Annotated in this window: 15 protein-coding genes, 1 tRNA gene and 1 other RNA gene; 14 read left to right on the top strand and 3 right to left on the bottom strand. The window is 71.4% G+C overall.

Going from position 1 to position 15,546, the window contains the following annotated elements; all coding sequences use genetic code 11:
* Positions 1–153 precede the first annotated feature (153 nt).
* The 3 genes from AB0B20_RS26875 (at position 154) to AB0B20_RS26865 (ending at position 2,069) form a co-directional block, all read left to right on the top strand.
* Entirely contained in the window at positions 154–486 is a 333-nt protein-coding gene (locus AB0B20_RS26875; RefSeq protein ID WP_357474452.1) for a YciI family protein, read from the top strand.
* A complete protein-coding gene (locus AB0B20_RS26870) occupies positions 483–1,703 on the top strand; it encodes a sigma-70 family RNA polymerase sigma factor (protein WP_357474449.1) in 1,221 nt (406 codons plus the stop codon). The genes AB0B20_RS26875 and AB0B20_RS26870 overlap by 4 nt, the downstream gene beginning before the upstream one ends.
* 114 nt (positions 1,704–1,817) lie before the next feature.
* Positions 1,818–2,069 (top strand): TM2 domain-containing protein, encoded by a 252-nt coding sequence (locus AB0B20_RS26865; RefSeq protein WP_357389525.1) that lies wholly within the window; start codon positions 1,818–1,820, stop codon positions 2,067–2,069.
* A 78-nt stretch (positions 2,070–2,147) separates the two neighbouring features.
* Here AB0B20_RS26865 and AB0B20_RS26860 read toward each other — a convergent pair.
* A tRNA-Ser gene (locus AB0B20_RS26860) sits at positions 2,148–2,232 on the bottom strand.
* Between the two features lie 81 nt (positions 2,233–2,313).
* Between AB0B20_RS26860 and ffs the strand changes: the two genes are divergently transcribed.
* The 9 genes from ffs to AB0B20_RS26815 all read left to right on the top strand — a co-directional run bounded on the left by ffs (position 2,314) and on the right by AB0B20_RS26815 (position 12,648).
* Positions 2,314–2,403, top strand: an RNA gene (gene ffs, locus AB0B20_RS26855) — signal recognition particle sRNA small type.
* A gap of 107 nt (positions 2,404–2,510) precedes the next feature.
* Positions 2,511–5,444: a DNA polymerase III subunit gamma and tau gene (locus AB0B20_RS26850; RefSeq protein ID WP_357474446.1), complete on the top strand. Its 2,934-nt coding sequence runs from the start codon at positions 2,511–2,513 to the stop codon at positions 5,442–5,444.
* Between the two features lie 108 nt (positions 5,445–5,552).
* Positions 5,553–5,861: a YbaB/EbfC family nucleoid-associated protein gene (locus tag AB0B20_RS26845; RefSeq protein WP_357389583.1), complete on the top strand. Its 309-nt coding sequence runs from the start codon at positions 5,553–5,555 to the stop codon at positions 5,859–5,861.
* Between the two features lie 8 nt (positions 5,862–5,869).
* Positions 5,870–6,463, top strand: coding sequence for a recombination mediator RecR (gene recR, locus AB0B20_RS26840; protein WP_357389521.1), 594 nt, complete (start codon positions 5,870–5,872; stop codon positions 6,461–6,463).
* Between the two features lie 231 nt (positions 6,464–6,694).
* On the top strand, positions 6,695–8,365 hold the full coding sequence (locus AB0B20_RS26835; RefSeq protein WP_357474441.1) for an ABC transporter substrate-binding protein: 1,671 nt from the start codon (positions 6,695–6,697) through the stop codon (positions 8,363–8,365).
* Between the two features lie 105 nt (positions 8,366–8,470).
* A complete protein-coding gene (locus AB0B20_RS26830; protein ID WP_357474438.1) occupies positions 8,471–9,478 on the top strand; it encodes an ABC transporter permease in 1,008 nt (335 codons plus the stop codon).
* 95 nt (positions 9,479–9,573) lie between these two features.
* Positions 9,574–10,515, top strand: a complete 942-nt coding sequence (locus AB0B20_RS26825) for an ABC transporter permease (RefSeq protein WP_357389581.1) — start codon at positions 9,574–9,576, stop codon at positions 10,513–10,515.
* Between the two features lie 43 nt (positions 10,516–10,558).
* Positions 10,559–11,545 (top strand): ABC transporter ATP-binding protein, encoded by a 987-nt coding sequence (locus AB0B20_RS26820; RefSeq protein ID WP_357389515.1) that lies wholly within the window; start codon positions 10,559–10,561, stop codon positions 11,543–11,545.
* Complete coding sequence (locus tag AB0B20_RS26815; RefSeq protein WP_357474435.1) at positions 11,542–12,648, top strand: oligopeptide/dipeptide ABC transporter ATP-binding protein; 1,107 nt, start codon at positions 11,542–11,544, stop codon at positions 12,646–12,648. Before AB0B20_RS26820 ends, AB0B20_RS26815 begins: the two co-directional genes overlap by 4 nt.
* A 51-nt stretch (positions 12,649–12,699) precedes the next feature.
* Here the strand turns inward: AB0B20_RS26815 and AB0B20_RS26810 are convergent, their stop codons facing one another.
* Complete coding sequence (locus tag AB0B20_RS26810; protein ID WP_357474432.1) at positions 12,700–13,134, bottom strand: hypothetical protein; 435 nt, start codon at positions 13,132–13,134, stop codon at positions 12,700–12,702.
* Positions 13,116–13,775 (bottom strand): HNH endonuclease family protein, encoded by a 660-nt coding sequence (locus tag AB0B20_RS26805; protein WP_357389509.1) that lies wholly within the window; start codon positions 13,773–13,775, stop codon positions 13,116–13,118. Before AB0B20_RS26805 ends, AB0B20_RS26810 begins: the two co-directional genes overlap by 19 nt.
* A gap of 108 nt (positions 13,776–13,883) precedes the next feature.
* Here AB0B20_RS26805 and AB0B20_RS26800 point away from each other — a divergent pair, with 108 nt between their 5' ends.
* Positions 13,884–15,326, top strand: coding sequence for an MFS transporter (locus AB0B20_RS26800; RefSeq protein WP_357474429.1), 1,443 nt, complete (start codon positions 13,884–13,886; stop codon positions 15,324–15,326).
* A gap of 89 nt (positions 15,327–15,415) precedes the next feature.
* The coding region (locus AB0B20_RS26795; protein ID WP_357389579.1) for a transposase at positions 15,416–15,546 on the top strand (131 nt) is incomplete at its 3' end.

Genomic DNA, 15,546 nt, shown 5'->3' with positions numbered 1-15,546 from the left:
ATAACCGGTCATGACTAGGACGAGAGCTTTGACGTGCCACGTACGAGGATTGTGTGATCGACCTCCTCGGAGGCTGTCGGATCGGGGTGGCGGTGTTCGTAGCCGGGGTGACGGCGGCCCGGGCGGCGGCCGACGAGAGTGGAAGGGGAACCGATGGCGCAGTACCTGATCTCCGTACTCGACGACACGACCGGCTCGGCCACCGAGGCGGAGATGGCCGCGATCGGCGAGTTCAACGAGCGGTTGCGAGCCGACGGCCACTGGGTCTTCGCCGGTGGGCTCGCGGCGCCGGAGACGGCGACTGTCGTGGACGCGCGGGACGGCAGCCCGCTGCTCACCGACGGGCCCTACGTGGAGACGAAGGAGTACGTCGGCGGGTTCTGGATCATCGAGGCGCCGGACTTCGACGTGGCGCTGCCGCTCGCCGCGCTGGCGTCGCAGCGGTGCAACAGGCGGGTCGAGCTGCGGCCGTTCCTGGGCGCGTGACAGGCGTCGGCGAGGCGCTCACCCGGGTCCACCGCGAGGAGTGGGCCCGGGTGGTCGCCACGCTCGCCCGGCGCATCGGCGATCTCGACGTGGCCGAGGAGATGGCCGCCGAGGCGTTCGCCGCAGCCGTCGAACGGTGGTCGGCCGACGGCGTACCGCCGAATCCCGGCGCGTGGCTCACCACCACCGCGTACCGGCGGGCTGTCGACCGGATCCGTCGCGAGAGCCGGCGGGAGGACAAGCACCGGGAGGCGCTGATGCTGGCCGACGCCCCGGAACCGCTCGGTGTCATCGACGACGACCGCCTTCGCCTGATCTTCACCTGCTGCCACCCGGCGCTGGCCGTCCAGGCACGGGTGGCGTTGACGCTGCGCCTGGTCGGCGGGCTGACAGTGCCGGAGATCGCGCGGGCCTATCTGGTCCAGGAGGCCGCCATGAGCAGGCGGATCACCCGGGCCAAGACGAAGATCAAGGCGGCCGGGATCCCGTACCGGGTGCCGTCCCGCGACGACCTGCCGTCCCGGGTCAGCGGCGTGCTCGCCGTCCTGTACCTGATCTTCAACGAGGGCTACCTCGCCTCCGACCCGGGCAAGGAAGCGGTCCGGGCCGACCTGACCGCCGAGGCGATCCGGCTCACCCGGCTGGTCCGTACGCTGCTGCCCGACGACGACGAGGCCACCGGACTCCTGGCGCTGATGCTGCTCACCGAGGCCCGCCGGCCCGCCCGGGTCTCCGCGACAGGCGAACTCGTCGTCCTGGCCGAGCAGGACCGCAGCGCCTGGGACCGTGAGCTGATCGCCGAGGGACACGCCCTGGTCCGCGCGTGCATCGCTGCCGGCCGCCCACCGGGCCGCTACCAGATCCTCGCCGCCATTAACGCCGTGCACACCGACGCCCGCGACGCGCGGGACACCGACTGGTCGCAGGTCGCCGCGCTCTACGACCATCTGGTACGCGTCGACCCGTCGCCGGTCGTACGGCTCAATCGGGCGGTGGCGGTCGCCGAACTGGACGGGCCGCAGGTGGCGCTGGCCGAGGTGGACGGGCTTCCGCTGGACGGTTATCACGCGTACCACGCCACGCGCGCCGAGCTGCTGCGCCGGCTCGGCCGTGGCACCGAGGCGCGGGTGGCGTACGACCGGGCGATCGAGTCGGCGGGGAACAGCGCGGAGACGGCGTACCTGAGGCGGCGACGGGACCAGTTGGGCGGCAGCTGAGGCGCGCCGACGAGCTCCGGAAGGGCGGGACCACCCTGTCGTTGATCTTCACGGTTAGCGTCGTGTGCATCGGTGCGACCCGAGCCCGCCACCATGCCTACTTTAGGAGCTGATATGTCTCAGGGAGCTGCCGCGCCCCAGCCGGTACTCGTGCAGGTTCGCCAGAAGTCGCTGGGCCTCGCCTACCTGTTCTGGCTGCTGCTGGGCGTCTTCGGCGTTCACCAGTTCTACCTCGGAAAGACGGGCCGGGGCCTGCTCTACCTGTTCACCGGTGGCCTCCTGTTCGTCGGAGTGCTGGTTGACCTGTTCACGCTGCCGAGTCAGGTGCGTCAGGTCAACACGCAGCTCGCCGTCGGAATCCGCTGAAACGAAATCGATCGCAGACAGAACGGAAGGGCCGGTCCCTGACGGGGCCGGCCCTTCCGTTCGTGCTGCTCAAGAGAGCGGAGGATACGAGATTCGAACTCGTGAGGGTGTGAACCCAACACGCTTTCCAAGCGTGCGCCCTAGGCCTCTAGGCGAATCCTCCGCGAGCCAGGATACAGGTCCCGCGACGACGGGCCACCCCACCCTCCCGGAAGATCCACAACCCTTCGGGTAGGCTTGGCGTCACCTCCCGTGCGGCGGTACCTCGTGAACCTCCCCAGGGCCGGAAGGCAGCAAGGATAAGCGAGCTCTGCCGGGTGCACGGGAGGCCTTTCTGTCTCCCGGGCCGGGTAACGTCGCTGCGGGTCGGGTCACGGGGTGGTGGGTGGTCACCCGGGGCCGACCGGCGCAGAATGGCTCGGTCGAGAGGAGGCGGGACGGGTGGCACTGGCCCTTTACCGCAAGTACCGGCCGCGCACGTTCGCCGAGATGATCGGCCAGGAGCAGGTCACCGAGCCGCTGTCGCAGGCGCTGCGCAGCGGGCGGCTCAACCACGCCTACCTCTTCTCCGGTCCGCGGGGCTGCGGCAAGACCTCCAGCGCCCGGATCCTGGCCCGCTCCCTCAACTGCGAGCAGGGCCCCACCCCCGAGCCGTGCGGGCAGTGTGACTCGTGCCGCGGGCTGGCTCCCGACGGTGGCGGCTCGATCGACGTGATCGAGATCGACGCGGCCAGCCACGGTGGTGTGGACGACGCCCGTGAGCTACGCGAGAAGGCGTTCTTCGCCCCGGCCCGCAGTCGCTTCAAGATCTACATCATCGACGAGGCGCACATGGTCTCGTCGGCCGGCTTCAACGCGCTGCTCAAGCTGGTCGAGGAGCCCCCGGAATACGTCAAGTTCATCTTCGCCACCACCGAACCGGAGAAGGTCCTCGGCACGATCAAGTCGCGGACCCACCACTACCCGTTCCGGCTGTTCCCGCCGAAGGTGGTCCGCCCCTATCTGGAGCAGCTCTGCGAGGCGGAGGGCGTCAAGGTCGAGCCGGCGGTCTTCCCGCTGGTGGTGCGCGCCGGCGGGGGCAGCATGCGCGACAGCCTCTCCGTGCTCGACCAGCTCATCGCGGGCGCCGGCCCGGAGGGCGTCGACTACGCCCGGGCCGCCGCGCTGCTCGGGGTCACCGACGCCGCGCTGATCGACGAGATGTGCGACGCGCTCGCCGCCGGTGACGGCGCCGCCGCGTACGCCACCGTCGACCGGGTCGCCGAGGCCGGGCACGACTCGCGTCGCTTCGCCTCCGACCTGCTGGAACGCCTCCGCGACCTGATCGTCCTGCAGCAGGTGCCGGACGCCGCCGCCAGGGGCCTCATCGACGGCCCGGCCGACCAGATCGAGCGGATGGCCGCCCAGGCGCAGCGCCTCGGCCCGGCGACGCTGTCCCGTTGCGCCGACATCGTGCACAACGGCCTGGTCGAGATGCGCGGCACCACGGCGCCCCGGCTGCTGCTGGAGCTGATCTGCGCGCGAATGCTCCTGCCCGGCGCTGACGACTCCTCCGGCGGCCTGCTCCAGCGCCTGGAACGGATGGAGCGCCGGCTGACGCTCGGGGGCGCCGAGCTGCCGCCGGCCGCCGCCGGCTCCGCGCACCCCACCCAGACCCCTGGGGTACGCCAAGCGGCTCCCGCCCCGGGCGCGGCTGCCGCCGCGATCCAGCCGGACACCGCCGGCACGCCGGCGGCTGCCGGTGCCCCGACCGGGGCCGCCGCCGCACGGGCCGCCGCCGCGGCTGCGGTAGGCGCCCGGAGCACCGCACCCGGCTCCCGTCCCGCCTCTGCCGCCGGGGCTACCGGCTCCCGTCCCGCCCCGGCCGGTGCGACAGCCGACTCCGGCGCGGCCGCTGCCGAGTCCGGCCCGCGTCCCGCCCTGGCGACCGAAGCGCCCGCCGGAGTTCACCCCGGCACGGACGCCGGATTTCCGGCGCCGGCCGCCGCCGGCTCGACGACCTCCGGTCCGGCCGCTGCCCGACGCCCGGTACCGCCGTCCGCGGTGATGCCCGACCCGGCCACGCCCGAACCGCCCCGCCCCGGCGCGGCGAATCCCGGCGCGCTCGACGCGGTCGCCGTGCGCCGGGTCTGGTCCGAGGTGGTCGGCAAGGTCAACCGGAGCAACAAGCGGATCGCCGCGCTGATGCGTGACGCGGTGGTACGCGACCTGGACGGCGACACGCTGGTGCTGACCGTGAAGTCGACGGTGCTGGCGAAGATGATGGCCGACCACGCCGCAGTGCTGACCGACGCGCTCTACGAGGAGCTGGGCGGGCGCTGGCAGATCCGCTGCGAGGTGGCCGGCGAGCGCGGCGCGGCCTCGCTCGGTGGCCCGTCCCGCCCGTCCGGAGCGAGTCGCGCGCAGGCCGACGCCGCACCGGCCCGCAGCGCGTCCGACAGCGCCCCGACCCGCCCGGCGTCCGACACCGCGTCCGGTCGCCCGGACTCCGGGGCGGCAGGCACCGCTGACGGCCGCTCGGCCGTAGCCGACGCGGGACCGAACCGTCCCGGCTCCGACACCGGCCCGGGCCGCCCGGGTTCGGTCCACGCCGCGCCCGGTCGCCCGGACTCCAGCGTCGCCGGACGTGATGCGGCCGGTGGCGCCCCGGGACAGCCGGTGTCCGGCCCGGGCAGCACCACCGGTAGCCGAGACACAGGCGACCCGGCCACCGGCAACCGAGGTGCGGGAAGCCAGGCCGGGGGAGCGGCGGGTCGTGCCGGCGCGGGATCGCCTGATGCCTCGCCCCGGCCGATGGCGACCCCTGCCGTGGACCATGCCGGCGAGGACGACTGGCCGGAGCCGGCCCGCCCCGGCGGCACGGCCTCGACCACCGGCACCGCCTCGGCGAGCACCGGCGACGGGGGGGACTGGCCGGCGGCGGCCCGTCCGGGCGGGGGCACGGCGACCGCCACCGCGCCTGTCGTCGTACCCGAGCCGGCGGCACCCGCGACGGTGCCGGCACCCGCCGGTGGGCCGCGATCCGCGGGCGGTGGGGCGAAGAACAGCGCCATCGCGGCGGCGCGTGCGGCAGCGGCGGCGGCCGCCGCGGGCGGTGGTCCCGGCAAGGGACCGCGCGCGGCGCAGCCGGCGCGGAAGACGGCCGATGCCGAGTGGGCGGGCGAGCCGCCCTACGACCCGGACTTCGACGGCCCGGTGCGGGGCGGTGGCGCGGCGGTGGCGGCGCCCGCCTACGAGGGTTTCGATCCGGGTGACGAGCCGCTCGACGAAGTGATCGACGAGCGGACGGCACGGCAGTCGAGCGAGGAGCAGGCGGTGCAGCTGCTGCGCGAGACGTTCGGCGCGGAGAAGATCGACGAGGTGGACGCGCGCTGAGCGCGCGTCGACCGCGATTCAGCGGTGCCGTGGCCCGACTAGGCTGGGCGCGGCCGAGCAGACGAGTGGAAGAAGGAGCGGTCCGTGCGCCCAGGTGGACAGCCGAACATGCAGCAGATGCTGAAGCAGGCGCAGAAGATGCAGCAGCAGATCGCCAAGGCCCAGGCCGAGCTGGCCGAGGCGGAGCTGACCGGCACCGCCGGCGGCGGCCTGGTCACCGCGACGGTCGCCGGCACCGGTGAGCTGAAGGCGATCAGGATCGACCCGAAGGCGGTCGACCCGGAGGACGTCGAGACGCTGGAGGACCTGGTGGTCGCCGCGGTGCACAACGCCGCCGAGGCGGCCCGCGAGCTGACCGAGAAGAAGATGGGCCCGGTCGCGGGCGGCATGGGCGGCCTCGGCCTGTCCGGGTTCTGAGCCGGCAGATGTACGAGGGTGCCATCCAGGATCTGATCGACGAGCTGGGCCGGCTTCCGGGCGTGGGCCCGAAGAGTGCCCAGCGGATCGCGTTCCACGTGCTGTCGGCGGATCCGGCCGACGTCAACCGTCTGGCCGGCGCGCTGCGCAAGGTCAAGGACCTGGTCCGGTTCTGCACGACCTGCTACAACGTGGCGGAGTCGGAGCAGTGCCGGATCTGCCGCGACCCACGGCGCTCCGACGAGGTGCTCTGCGTGGTCGAGGAGCCGAAGGACGTGGTGGCGATCGAGCGGACCGGCGAGTTCCGCGGGCGCTACCACGTGCTCGGCGGCGCGATCAATCCGCTGGAGGGCATCGGGCCGGACAACCTGCGGATCCGTGAGCTGATGACCCGCCTCGGCAGCGGGACGGTCCGCGAGCTGATCCTCGCCACCGACCCGAACACCGAGGGCGAGGCGACCGCCACCTACCTGGCGCTGATGGTCAAGCCGATGGGAATCGCGGTGACCCGGCTCGCGAGTGGACTGCCGGTCGGCGGCGATCTGGAGTACGCCGACGAGATCACGCTGGGCCGGGCCTTCGAGGGGCGCCGCGCGGTCTGATGCCGTGGCCTGGTGGTGGGCGGCGTGTCCTCCCGCCACCGGGCTACCGCTCCCGCGCCGATGAGCGCCGGTCGATACGCGCCACCGTCCGGTGAGGAAACCTTGCGAAGGTGTCGGCTTGATAGCGATTGCCCCTCGCCCGTTCCTCTTCTCTGTGACATGCCATAACCTCCCGCACACGGACTGAGTCACAGCTCGGCGTGTACACATGCGCATACACAGAGGTGAGAGATGCAGGCGAGCAGGCTGAAAACGGCCGTGGCCCTCGCGGCCGCGGCCGCCCTGGCGGTCGGTGCGTCCGGCTGCGCCAAGAGCGACCGGGAAGAAGGCGGTGGGGAGGCCAAGAGCGGTGGCACCTTCGTCTTCGCCGGTGCCGGGGACCCGAAGAACTTCGACCCGATCTTCAACGACGACGGCGAGACCTTCCGGCCGATCCGCCAGATGTACGACACCCTCGTGCAGAACAAGCCCGGCACCGCCGATCTGCAGGGTGCCCTGGCGGAGAGCTGGGAGCACGACCCGGAGGGCAAGGTCTGGACCTTCAAGCTCCGCAAGGGCGTGAAGTTCCACGACGGCACCGACTTCAACGCCGCGGCGGTCTGCTTCAACTTCGACCGCTGGTTCAACATGAAGGGCGCTGCCGCCCAGTCGCAGATGATCTACTACTCGGACGTCTTCGGCGGCTTCGCCAAGAACGAGGCCGAGGGTACCGGCGACCCGATCTACAACAAGTGCGAGGCGAAGGACGAGGGCACCGCCGTCGTCACGATGAACAAGTACAAGGGTGCCTTCCCGGGCGCCTTCGCGCTCACCGCGCTCTCGATCGCCAGCCCTGACGCGCTGAAGAAGTACGACGCCGACACGGTCAAGCAGAACGGCGACTCCTTCGAGTACAGCGCGTTCGCCAGCGAGCACCCGGTCGGTACCGGCCCGTTCAAGTTCGTGGGCTGGGACAAGAGCAAGGGTGAGATCACCCTGGAGCGCAACGCCGACTACTGGGGCGAGAAGGCCAAGGTCGACAAGCTGATCATCAAGGTCATCAAGGACGAGAACACCCGCAAGCAGGAACTGAGGGCGGGCACCGTCCAGGGCATCGACTTCCCGGCCCCGGCCGACCGCAAGGCGCTGGCCGGTGAGGGCTTCCAGGTCCTCGACCGCCCGGCGTTCAACATCCTCTACCTCGGCTTCAACCAGAAGAACCCGAAGCTGAAGGACCTGCGGGTGCGGCAGGCGATCGCCTACGCCCTCAACCGTCAGCAGCTCGTCCAGACCAAGGGCCCGGGTGGCACCAAGGTCGCCGACGAGTTCATGCCGGAGAGCGTGCTCGGCTACGCGCCGGACGTGCAGAAGTACGACTACAACCCGGAGAAGGCCAAGCAGCTGCTCAAGGAGGCCGGCGCGGAGAAGTTGACGCTCAACTTCTACTACCCGACCGACGTGTCCCGGCCGTACATGCCGAACCCGCAGGAGATCTTCACCGTCCTCGCCAACGACCTGAAGGCCGTCGGCATCACTGTCAACGGTGTGGCTCGCCCGTGGAACGGTGGCTACAAGGACGACGTGCAGCAGTTCGGCAAGCACGACCTCCACCTGCTCGGCTGGACCGGCGACTACAACGACCCGGGCAACTTCGTCGGCACGTTCTTCGGCCGCGCGAAGGTCGAGTTCGGCGCGGCGGGCATGACCGACATGTTCGAGGCCATCGCCAAGGCCGACGCCACGGTCGACGAGAACGCCAAGAAGGCGGCCTGGGAGCAGGTCAACCGCGACATCGCCACCAAGTGGCTGCCGGCCGTGCCGGTCTGGCACGCCCCGCCGGCCATCGTGGTCACCAAGGACGTCAAGGGCCTCGTCGCCAGCCCGCTGACCGACGAGCGGTTCAACACCGTCAGCGTCGGCTGACGCGACATCCACCGCTGACGTTCCACGCGGAATCGGCCCGGGCCGGGCGCTCGCTCCCGGCCCGGGCCGACCCGCTGTTCAACCCGAGAATCTGGTGTGTGAGAGATGTTGCGAGTCATAGTTCGCCGCCTGCTCCAGCTGGTGGTGACCCTGATAGGGCTGTCCGCGCTGGTCTTCGTCTGGCTGCGGAACCTGCCCGGTGGCCCGGTCGAGGCGCTGCTCGGTGAGCGGGCCACGCCGGAGCGCCGCGCGCTGCTGATCAAGGCGCTGGGCTACGACCAGCCGATCCTGGTGCAGTACGCGAAGTTCATGCAGCGGCTGATCACCGGCGACTTCGGCAACTCGATCCGGAGCGGTGACCCGGTCACCGAGGTGATCGGCCGTGCCTTCCCGGCGACCGTCGAGCTGGCCGCCGCCGCCATGATCATCGCGATCGGGCTCGGTGTGCCGCTCGGCTACCTCGCCGCCCGCCACCGCGGCCGGCTGCTCGACAACCTGAGCATCGGCGGCACCCTGCTCGGCATCTCGATCCCGATCTTCTTCCTGGGCTATCTGCTCAAGGACGTTTTCACCCAGAACATGCACATGTTCCCGCCGTCGGGCCGGATCAGCACCGGGTTGGACAACACCGACGTGACCGGCTTCTTCGTGCTGGACGGCCTGCTCACCCGGGAGTTCGACGCCGCCGGCGACGCGCTGTGGCACCTGATCCTGCCGGCGATCACGCTGGCCACCATCCCGCTCGCGGTCGTCGTCCGGATCACCCGGGCCAGCGTGCTCGACGTGCTCAACGAGGACTTCGTCCGCACCGCCGAGGCGAAGGGTCTGCGGCACCGTACGATCCGGGGCCGGCACATCCTGCGCAACGCGCTGCTGCCGGTGGTCACCACCATCGGCCTGCAGACCGGTGCGCTGCTCTCCGGCGCGGTGCTCACCGAGCGGGTCTACAACTGGGGCGGGCTCGGCACGCTGATCTACGACTCGATCAGCGGCGGCCGCGACTACCCGGTGCTGCAGGCGCTGATCCTGCTGGCCGCGCTGGTATTCGTGCTGGTCAACCTCCTGGTCGACCTCTCCTACGCCTTCATCGACCCCAGGGTGCGTGTGCGATGAGCGATCCGATCACCCGGCCCGTCGTGGGCACCCCGCGCGAGAGCGTGGACCCGTCGGCCGTCACCGAGAAGCCCGAGGGTAGCCTGCCCCGCGGCTTGGACCGGCTCGGCGAGCGCAAGCGCGCCCGGCTGGAGCAGCTGGCTCAGGCCACCGCCGAGAAGGGCGGGGTGAGCCTGGTCCGGGACGCGCTCCGCCGGCTGCGCCGCAACCCGACCGCGATGGTCGGCGCGGCGATCGTGGCGCTCTTCGTGCTCGTCGCGATCTTCGCGCCGCTGCTCGCACCACACGACCCGGCGCAGCGCTTCGACGAGCTGACCAAGAACCTGACCGTCGACAACATCCCCGGGGCCAGCAGCGACTTCCCGCTCGGCTCCGACCCGCTCGGCCGGGACTTCCTGTCCCGGATGATCCACGGCAGCCGGCAGACACTGTTCGTCGGCGTGCTCGCCACGCTGATCGGGCTGATCCTGGGTGTGCTGGTGGGTGCGATCGCCGGCGCGTTCGGCGGCTGGGTCGACAACATCCTCATGCGCTTCACCGACGTGATGCTGGCCCTGCCCGCCCTGCTGCTGGCGATCAGCCTGGTGGCCCTGGCCAGCCGGTCCAGCCAATGGACTGTCATCCTCGCGGTGGCCATCGTCAACGTGCCGATCTTCGCCCGGCTGCTACGCGGCTCGATGCTCGCCCAGCGGGAGAGCGACCACGTGCTGGCTGCCCGGGCACTGGGCGTCAAGCGTGGGGCGATCGTGCTGCGGCACATGCTGCCGAACGCGATGACGGCGGTGATCGTGCAGGCGACGCTGACGCTCTCCACCGCGATCCTGGAAGCCGCGTCGCTGTCCTTCCTCGGCCTCGGTGACCCCGACATCAACCGGGCGGAGTGGGGCCTGATGCTCGGTGTGGACGGTCAGCGCTACTTCGAGGTCCGGCCCGAGCTGGCCTATTTCCCGGCCGCCGCGATCATCGTGGTGGCGCTCGGCTTCACCCTGTTGGGCGAGGGCATGCGCGAGGCGATCGACCCGAAGAGCCGGCGGTGACGGCGATGTGGACATACGTGCGGCACGGTGAGGAAGTGACCCGATGAGCCTGCTCGACGTACGCGACCTGAGCGTCGTGTTCCAGCGCAAGGGTGAGCGGCCGTTCACCGCCGTCGACGAGGTCAGCTTCAGCGTGGAGCCGGGGCAGACGGTCGGCCTGGTGGGCGAGTCCGGCTGCGGCAAGAGCGTCACCAGCCTGGCGATCATGGGCCTGCTGCCGAAGCGCGGCAACAAGGTCACCGGCGAGGTCAACTTCGACGGCGCCGACCTGCTGAAGCTGCGGCCGGAGGACCTGCGGGACCGGCGTGGCCGGGACATCGGCATGATCTTCCAGGATCCGCTCTCCTCACTGAACCCGGTGATCCCGATCGGCATCCAGGTGGCCGAGGTGCTCGAACGGCACCGTGGCATGGACCACAAGGTGGCGCTCAAGGAGGCCCGGGAACTGCTCGACGCGGTCGGCATCCCGGACCCGATGCGGCGACTGAAGGAATACCCGCACCAGATCTCCGGCGGCATGCGCCAGCGCGCGCTGATCGCCATCGCGCTGGCCTGCAAGCCACGGCTGCTGATCGCGGACGAGCCGACCACCGCGCTGGACGTGACGATCCAGGCGCAGATCCTCACGTTGCTCAAGCAGCTGGTCGACGAGACCGGCACCGCGCTGATCATGATCACGCACGACCTGGGCGTGGTGGCCGGCCTCTGCGACACGGTGAACGTCCTCTACGGCGGCAAGATCGTCGAGCGGGCGGAGCGGCACGAGTTGTTCGCCCGGCCGCGGCACCCGTACACCCACGGACTGCTCAACTCCGTGCCGAGGCTCGACTCGCCCCGCGGCGAGCGGCTGCACGCCATCCGTGGTTCGGTGGCCGACAACATTCCGTGGGTCGAGGGCTGCGCGTTCGCTCCCCGGTGCGACAACGTGGTGGACGCCTGCCTGGACGGGACCCCGCCGCTGGAGCCCACCGCGAACGGCGGCGACCTGCGCTGCAACAACCCCGTTTCCGAGGAGGTGGCGGTTCCGTGACCGAGCCGACCGAGTCGACCGGACCTCTGGTCGAACTGCGCGACGTCAAGGTCCACTTCCCGATCAAGAGCGGCGTCCTGTTCGACCGCACCATCGGGCAGGTCTACGCCGTCGACGGAGTCTCGCTCACCATCAACCGGGGCGAGACGTACGGGCTGGTGGGCGAGTCGGGTTGCGGAAAGTCCACGCTCGGCCGGGGCCTGCTGCGGCTGGTCGAGCCGACCGACGGCGAGATCGTCTTCGACGGTACGGACCTCCGCTCACTCAAGGACGAGCCGATGCGCCGGATCCGCCGCCGGATCCAGATGATCTTCCAGGATCCGCTGTCCAGCCTCGACCCCCGACAGTCGGTGGAGTCGCTGCTGGTCGAAGGGCTCAAGGCGCACGGCCTGGCGAAGGACAAGGCGGCCGTCGGCAAGCGGCTCCGCGAGGCGCTCTCCGCTGTCGGTCTGCCGGCGTCGGCGCTGAGCAAGTATCCGCACGAGTTCTCCGGCGGCCAGCGCCAGCGCATCGGTATCGCCCGCGCGCTCGTGCTCGAACCGGACCTGATCGTCGCCGACGAGCCGGTCTCCGCGCTGGACGTGTCGATTCAGGCCCAGGTGCTCAACCTGCTCGACGAGTTGCAGGAGGAGCGCGGTCTCACGTACCTGATCATCGCGCACGACCTGGCGGTGGTCCGGCACATCGCGGACACGGTCGGGGTGATGTACCTCGGCGGCCTGGTCGAGGAGGCGTCCAGCGACGACCTCTACCGGGCGCCGATGCACCCGTACACCCGGGCGCTCATGTCGGCGGTGCCGGTGCCCGACCCGCAGGTGGAGGACCGCCGGGAACGGATCCTGCTCGCCGGCGACCTCCCGTCACCGGCGAACCCGCCGGCCGGCTGCCGGTTCCACACCCGCTGCCCGTGGGCCCAGCCCACCCGCTGCGCCGACGAGCGGCCCGCGCTGCGCGAGGTGCTCGACGGGCACCGGGTCGCCTGCCACTACGCGGAGGACATCGCCGACGGCCGGATCCGGCCGCACGAGGTCGAGCCGGAACTGGTCCGGCCGGACGACGGGGCGGCACCGGGCGAGACCGGCGAACTCATCCCCACCCCGTGACGCGTGGACGCGTCGGCCCATTCGATCGGAGGGCCGACGCGTCCGCCGGACTCAGCCCTCGGGGCGGTCGAGCAGACCCACCGCGATCGTGTGCACCGCGTCCAGCGCGGCCGGGTCGGCCAGCGGCGCTGACCCGCCGGTGACCGCGTACCACTCGTCGGCGTCCTTGTACTGCACCCGCAGCGTCACCCGGCCGTCGGCGTGCTCGGTGCGCAGCGTCAACTCGCCGGTCACCACGCCGACCTCGTCGGTCATCACCCCGCCCGGACCGGGGGTGATGTCAGTGGTGCGTTCCGCCGGTCCGCCCGGCGCGCCGCCGGCCGGCGCACCAGGCACCGCGTCGGCGGCCATGCCCGCCCCGGAGACGTCGGCGGGTTCGGGCTGCCGGCCGTCCGCCGTCATCCCGGCCGAGGCCGGGCCGGCGGGTTCCGTACCCGTCTGCGTGGTCGGTGTGGCGTCCGGCCCCGTCACGGCTTGCTCGCCCATGTGCAGCCCTCCAGCATGTCGGTGAGAGCGGCCTTCTCGGCGCTTGTCACAGTCAGCTTCCAGTAGTGCTTGACCGTCACCCAGTCCGCCGCGTACTGACACCAGGACGACCTGTTCGGCGGCTTCCACTGGGACGGATCCTGGTCACCCTTTGCCCGGTTGGACCGCGCCGAAACCGCGATGAGCTGTGGCCGGGTCAGGTCGTTCGCGAAGTCGCCGCGCTTCGAGTCGTCCCACTCGTCCGCGCCGGAGCGCCACGCGGCGGCCAGCGGCACGGTGTGGTCGATGTCCACGCCCGACGGATCGTTCAGGACCACACCGTCGTAGACGCTCTCCCACCGGCCACCCACCACGTTGCAGCCGGACAGCTTGATGCCCTCGCCGTCGCGTTGCAGCACGCTGTCGCGTACGTCGCAGTTCTTGCCGGTGTTCCGCCAGTGCGGGAAGCGGGAGCGACTGTAGCCCTTCATCGACCCGGCGGTGGCCACTGTCAGCTCACCGAGCTGCTTGTTCACGTTCCCGGAGGCGCTCGGCGGCGCCTCCGGCTCGCTGACCGACACGTCGCAGCCGGCCACGCCGAGGGCGAGCACCGCGCTCAGCGCGGCGGCCAGTCCGGCTCGGGCTCCTGATCTCGTACGCACAGACGACACCTCTCCAGCTTGCGTGCTCCGGGCGAGTCCGCACAGTACCCGGCGGCGGTTTCCGCGATTCGTGGCGTCGACGGTGGGCGGCGGGCAGAGTGGTGAGACGTGACAGCACCCGCTCCCGCGTTGCGTACCGGCACCACCGCCGGACGCGGCACGCTGCTCGCCGCGATCCTCGCCTCCGGCATGGTGTTCCTGGACAGCACTGTCGTCAACGTCGCGCTGCCGCGCCTCGGCGCCGAGCTGGACGCCACGGTCGCCGGTCTGCAGTGGACCGTGAACGGCTATCTGCTCATGCTCGCCGCGTTCGTGCTGCTCGGCGGCGCGCTCGGGGACCGGTTCGGGCGGCGGCGGGTCTTCCTGCTCGGCGTGGTCTGGTTCGCGGCGGCGTCGGTGCTCTGCGGGCTGGCGCAGGACACCGGCTGGCTCGTCGCCGCCCGGTTCCTCCAGGGCGCCAGCGGGGCGCTGCTCACCCCCGGGTCGCTGTCGGTGCTCCAGGCCAGCTTCCACCCGGACGACAGGGGCCGGGCCATCGGCACCTGGTCCGGTCTGTCCGGAGTGTCCACCGCGCTCGGTCCGCTGCTCGGCGGCTGGCTCATCGACACCCTCTCCTGGCGATGGATCTTCTTCGTCAACCTGCCGCTGGCCGTCGGCGTGGTGCTCGCCGCGCTGCGCTGGGTGCCGGAGAGCCGCGACGAGCAGGTGTCGCGTACCGGAGGCGGGCGACGGTTCGACGTGGCGGGCGCGCTGCTCGGCGCGCTGGCGCTCGGCGGTGTCACGTACGCGCTGATCGACGCCCCGGCGCGCGGCCTGGACTCCCCGGCGGTGCTGGTCTCGGCGGTGCTCGGAGTGGTCGCCGTGGTGGTCTTCGTGCTGGTCGAGCGGCGGCGCGGGGACACCGCGATGCTGCCCACCGGGCTGTTCTCCAGCCGGCTGTTCTCCGTACTGAACGTCTTCACGGTGGTGGTGTACGCCGCGCTCGGCGGGTTCACCTTCTTCCTCGCCGTCTACCTGCAGAACGTGGTCGGCTGGTCGGCGCTTCTCACCGGCCTGGCCACAGTGCCGATGACGGTGCTGCTGCTCGTCGGCTCGCCACGCGCGGGCGCGCTGTCGGCCCGCATCGGCCCCCGGCTGCCGCTCACCGTCGGCCCGGTGATCGCCGCTGTGGGCCTGCTGCTGCTGCGCCGGGTCGGGCCGGGTGCGTCGTACTGGGTGGACGTGCTGCCGGGCGTGGCGCTGTTCGGCGCCGGGCTCACGCTCGTGGTGGCGCCGCTGACCACGTCGGTGCTGGGCGCGGTCTCGGACCGGTTCGCCGGGGTGGCGAGCGGCTTCAACAACGCCGCCTCCCGGGCCGGTGGGCTGCTCGCGGTGGCCGCGCTGCCGCTGCTGGTCGGGCTCTCGGGCACCGGGTACGAGCAGAAGGGGGCGCTCGCTGGCGCGTACCGGGGGGCGTTGGCGTGGTGCGCGGGGCTGCTGCTCGCCGGCGCGGTGCTCGCCGCCGTGCTGATCCACCGCCCCCGGCGGGGGGAAGGAAGGGCCCCTTCTTAACGCCTCAGGCAGAGGAAGGGCCCCTTGTTAACACTCGGGCTGCGGTTCCCCTCGTAGCGTGGAGGCCGGAGCTTGAGGGATAGAGGTTCATGGCTGAGACGAGACGTCGGTTCGATCCGGAGTTTCGGGCGGGCGCGGTGCGCATCGTGCGGGAGACGGGTAAGTCGATCGCTCAGGTGGCGCGTGACCTGGGGATCAACGACGGGACCCTGGCTAACTG

The organism is Micromonospora sp. NPDC049151 (genome assembly GCF_040648395.1).
Classification (GTDB): Bacteria; Actinomycetota; Actinomycetes; order Mycobacteriales; family Micromonosporaceae; genus Micromonospora.
Note: the sequence above shows the minus strand (reverse complement) of the source record. Positions and strands in the feature narration are given on the sequence as shown.

Coding starts and splice junctions, on each gene's coding strand:
- AB0B20_RS26875 (WP_357474452.1), top strand. CDS start 154: ATGGCGCAGTACCTGATCTCCGTACTCGACGACACGACCGGCTCGGCC.
- AB0B20_RS26845 (WP_357389583.1), top strand. CDS start 5,553: ATGCAGCAGATGCTGAAGCAGGCGCAGAAGATGCAGCAGCAGATCGCC.
- AB0B20_RS26810 (WP_357474432.1), bottom strand. CDS start 13,134: ATGGGCGAGCAAGCCGTGACGGGGCCGGACGCCACACCGACCACGCAG.
- AB0B20_RS26830 (WP_357474438.1), top strand. CDS start 8,471: ATGTTGCGAGTCATAGTTCGCCGCCTGCTCCAGCTGGTGGTGACCCTG.
- AB0B20_RS26865 (WP_357389525.1), top strand. CDS start 1,818: ATGTCTCAGGGAGCTGCCGCGCCCCAGCCGGTACTCGTGCAGGTTCGC.
- AB0B20_RS26820 (WP_357389515.1), top strand. CDS start 10,559: ATGAGCCTGCTCGACGTACGCGACCTGAGCGTCGTGTTCCAGCGCAAG.
- AB0B20_RS26835 (WP_357474441.1), top strand. CDS start 6,695: ATGCAGGCGAGCAGGCTGAAAACGGCCGTGGCCCTCGCGGCCGCGGCC.
- recR (WP_357389521.1), top strand. CDS start 5,870: ATGTACGAGGGTGCCATCCAGGATCTGATCGACGAGCTGGGCCGGCTT.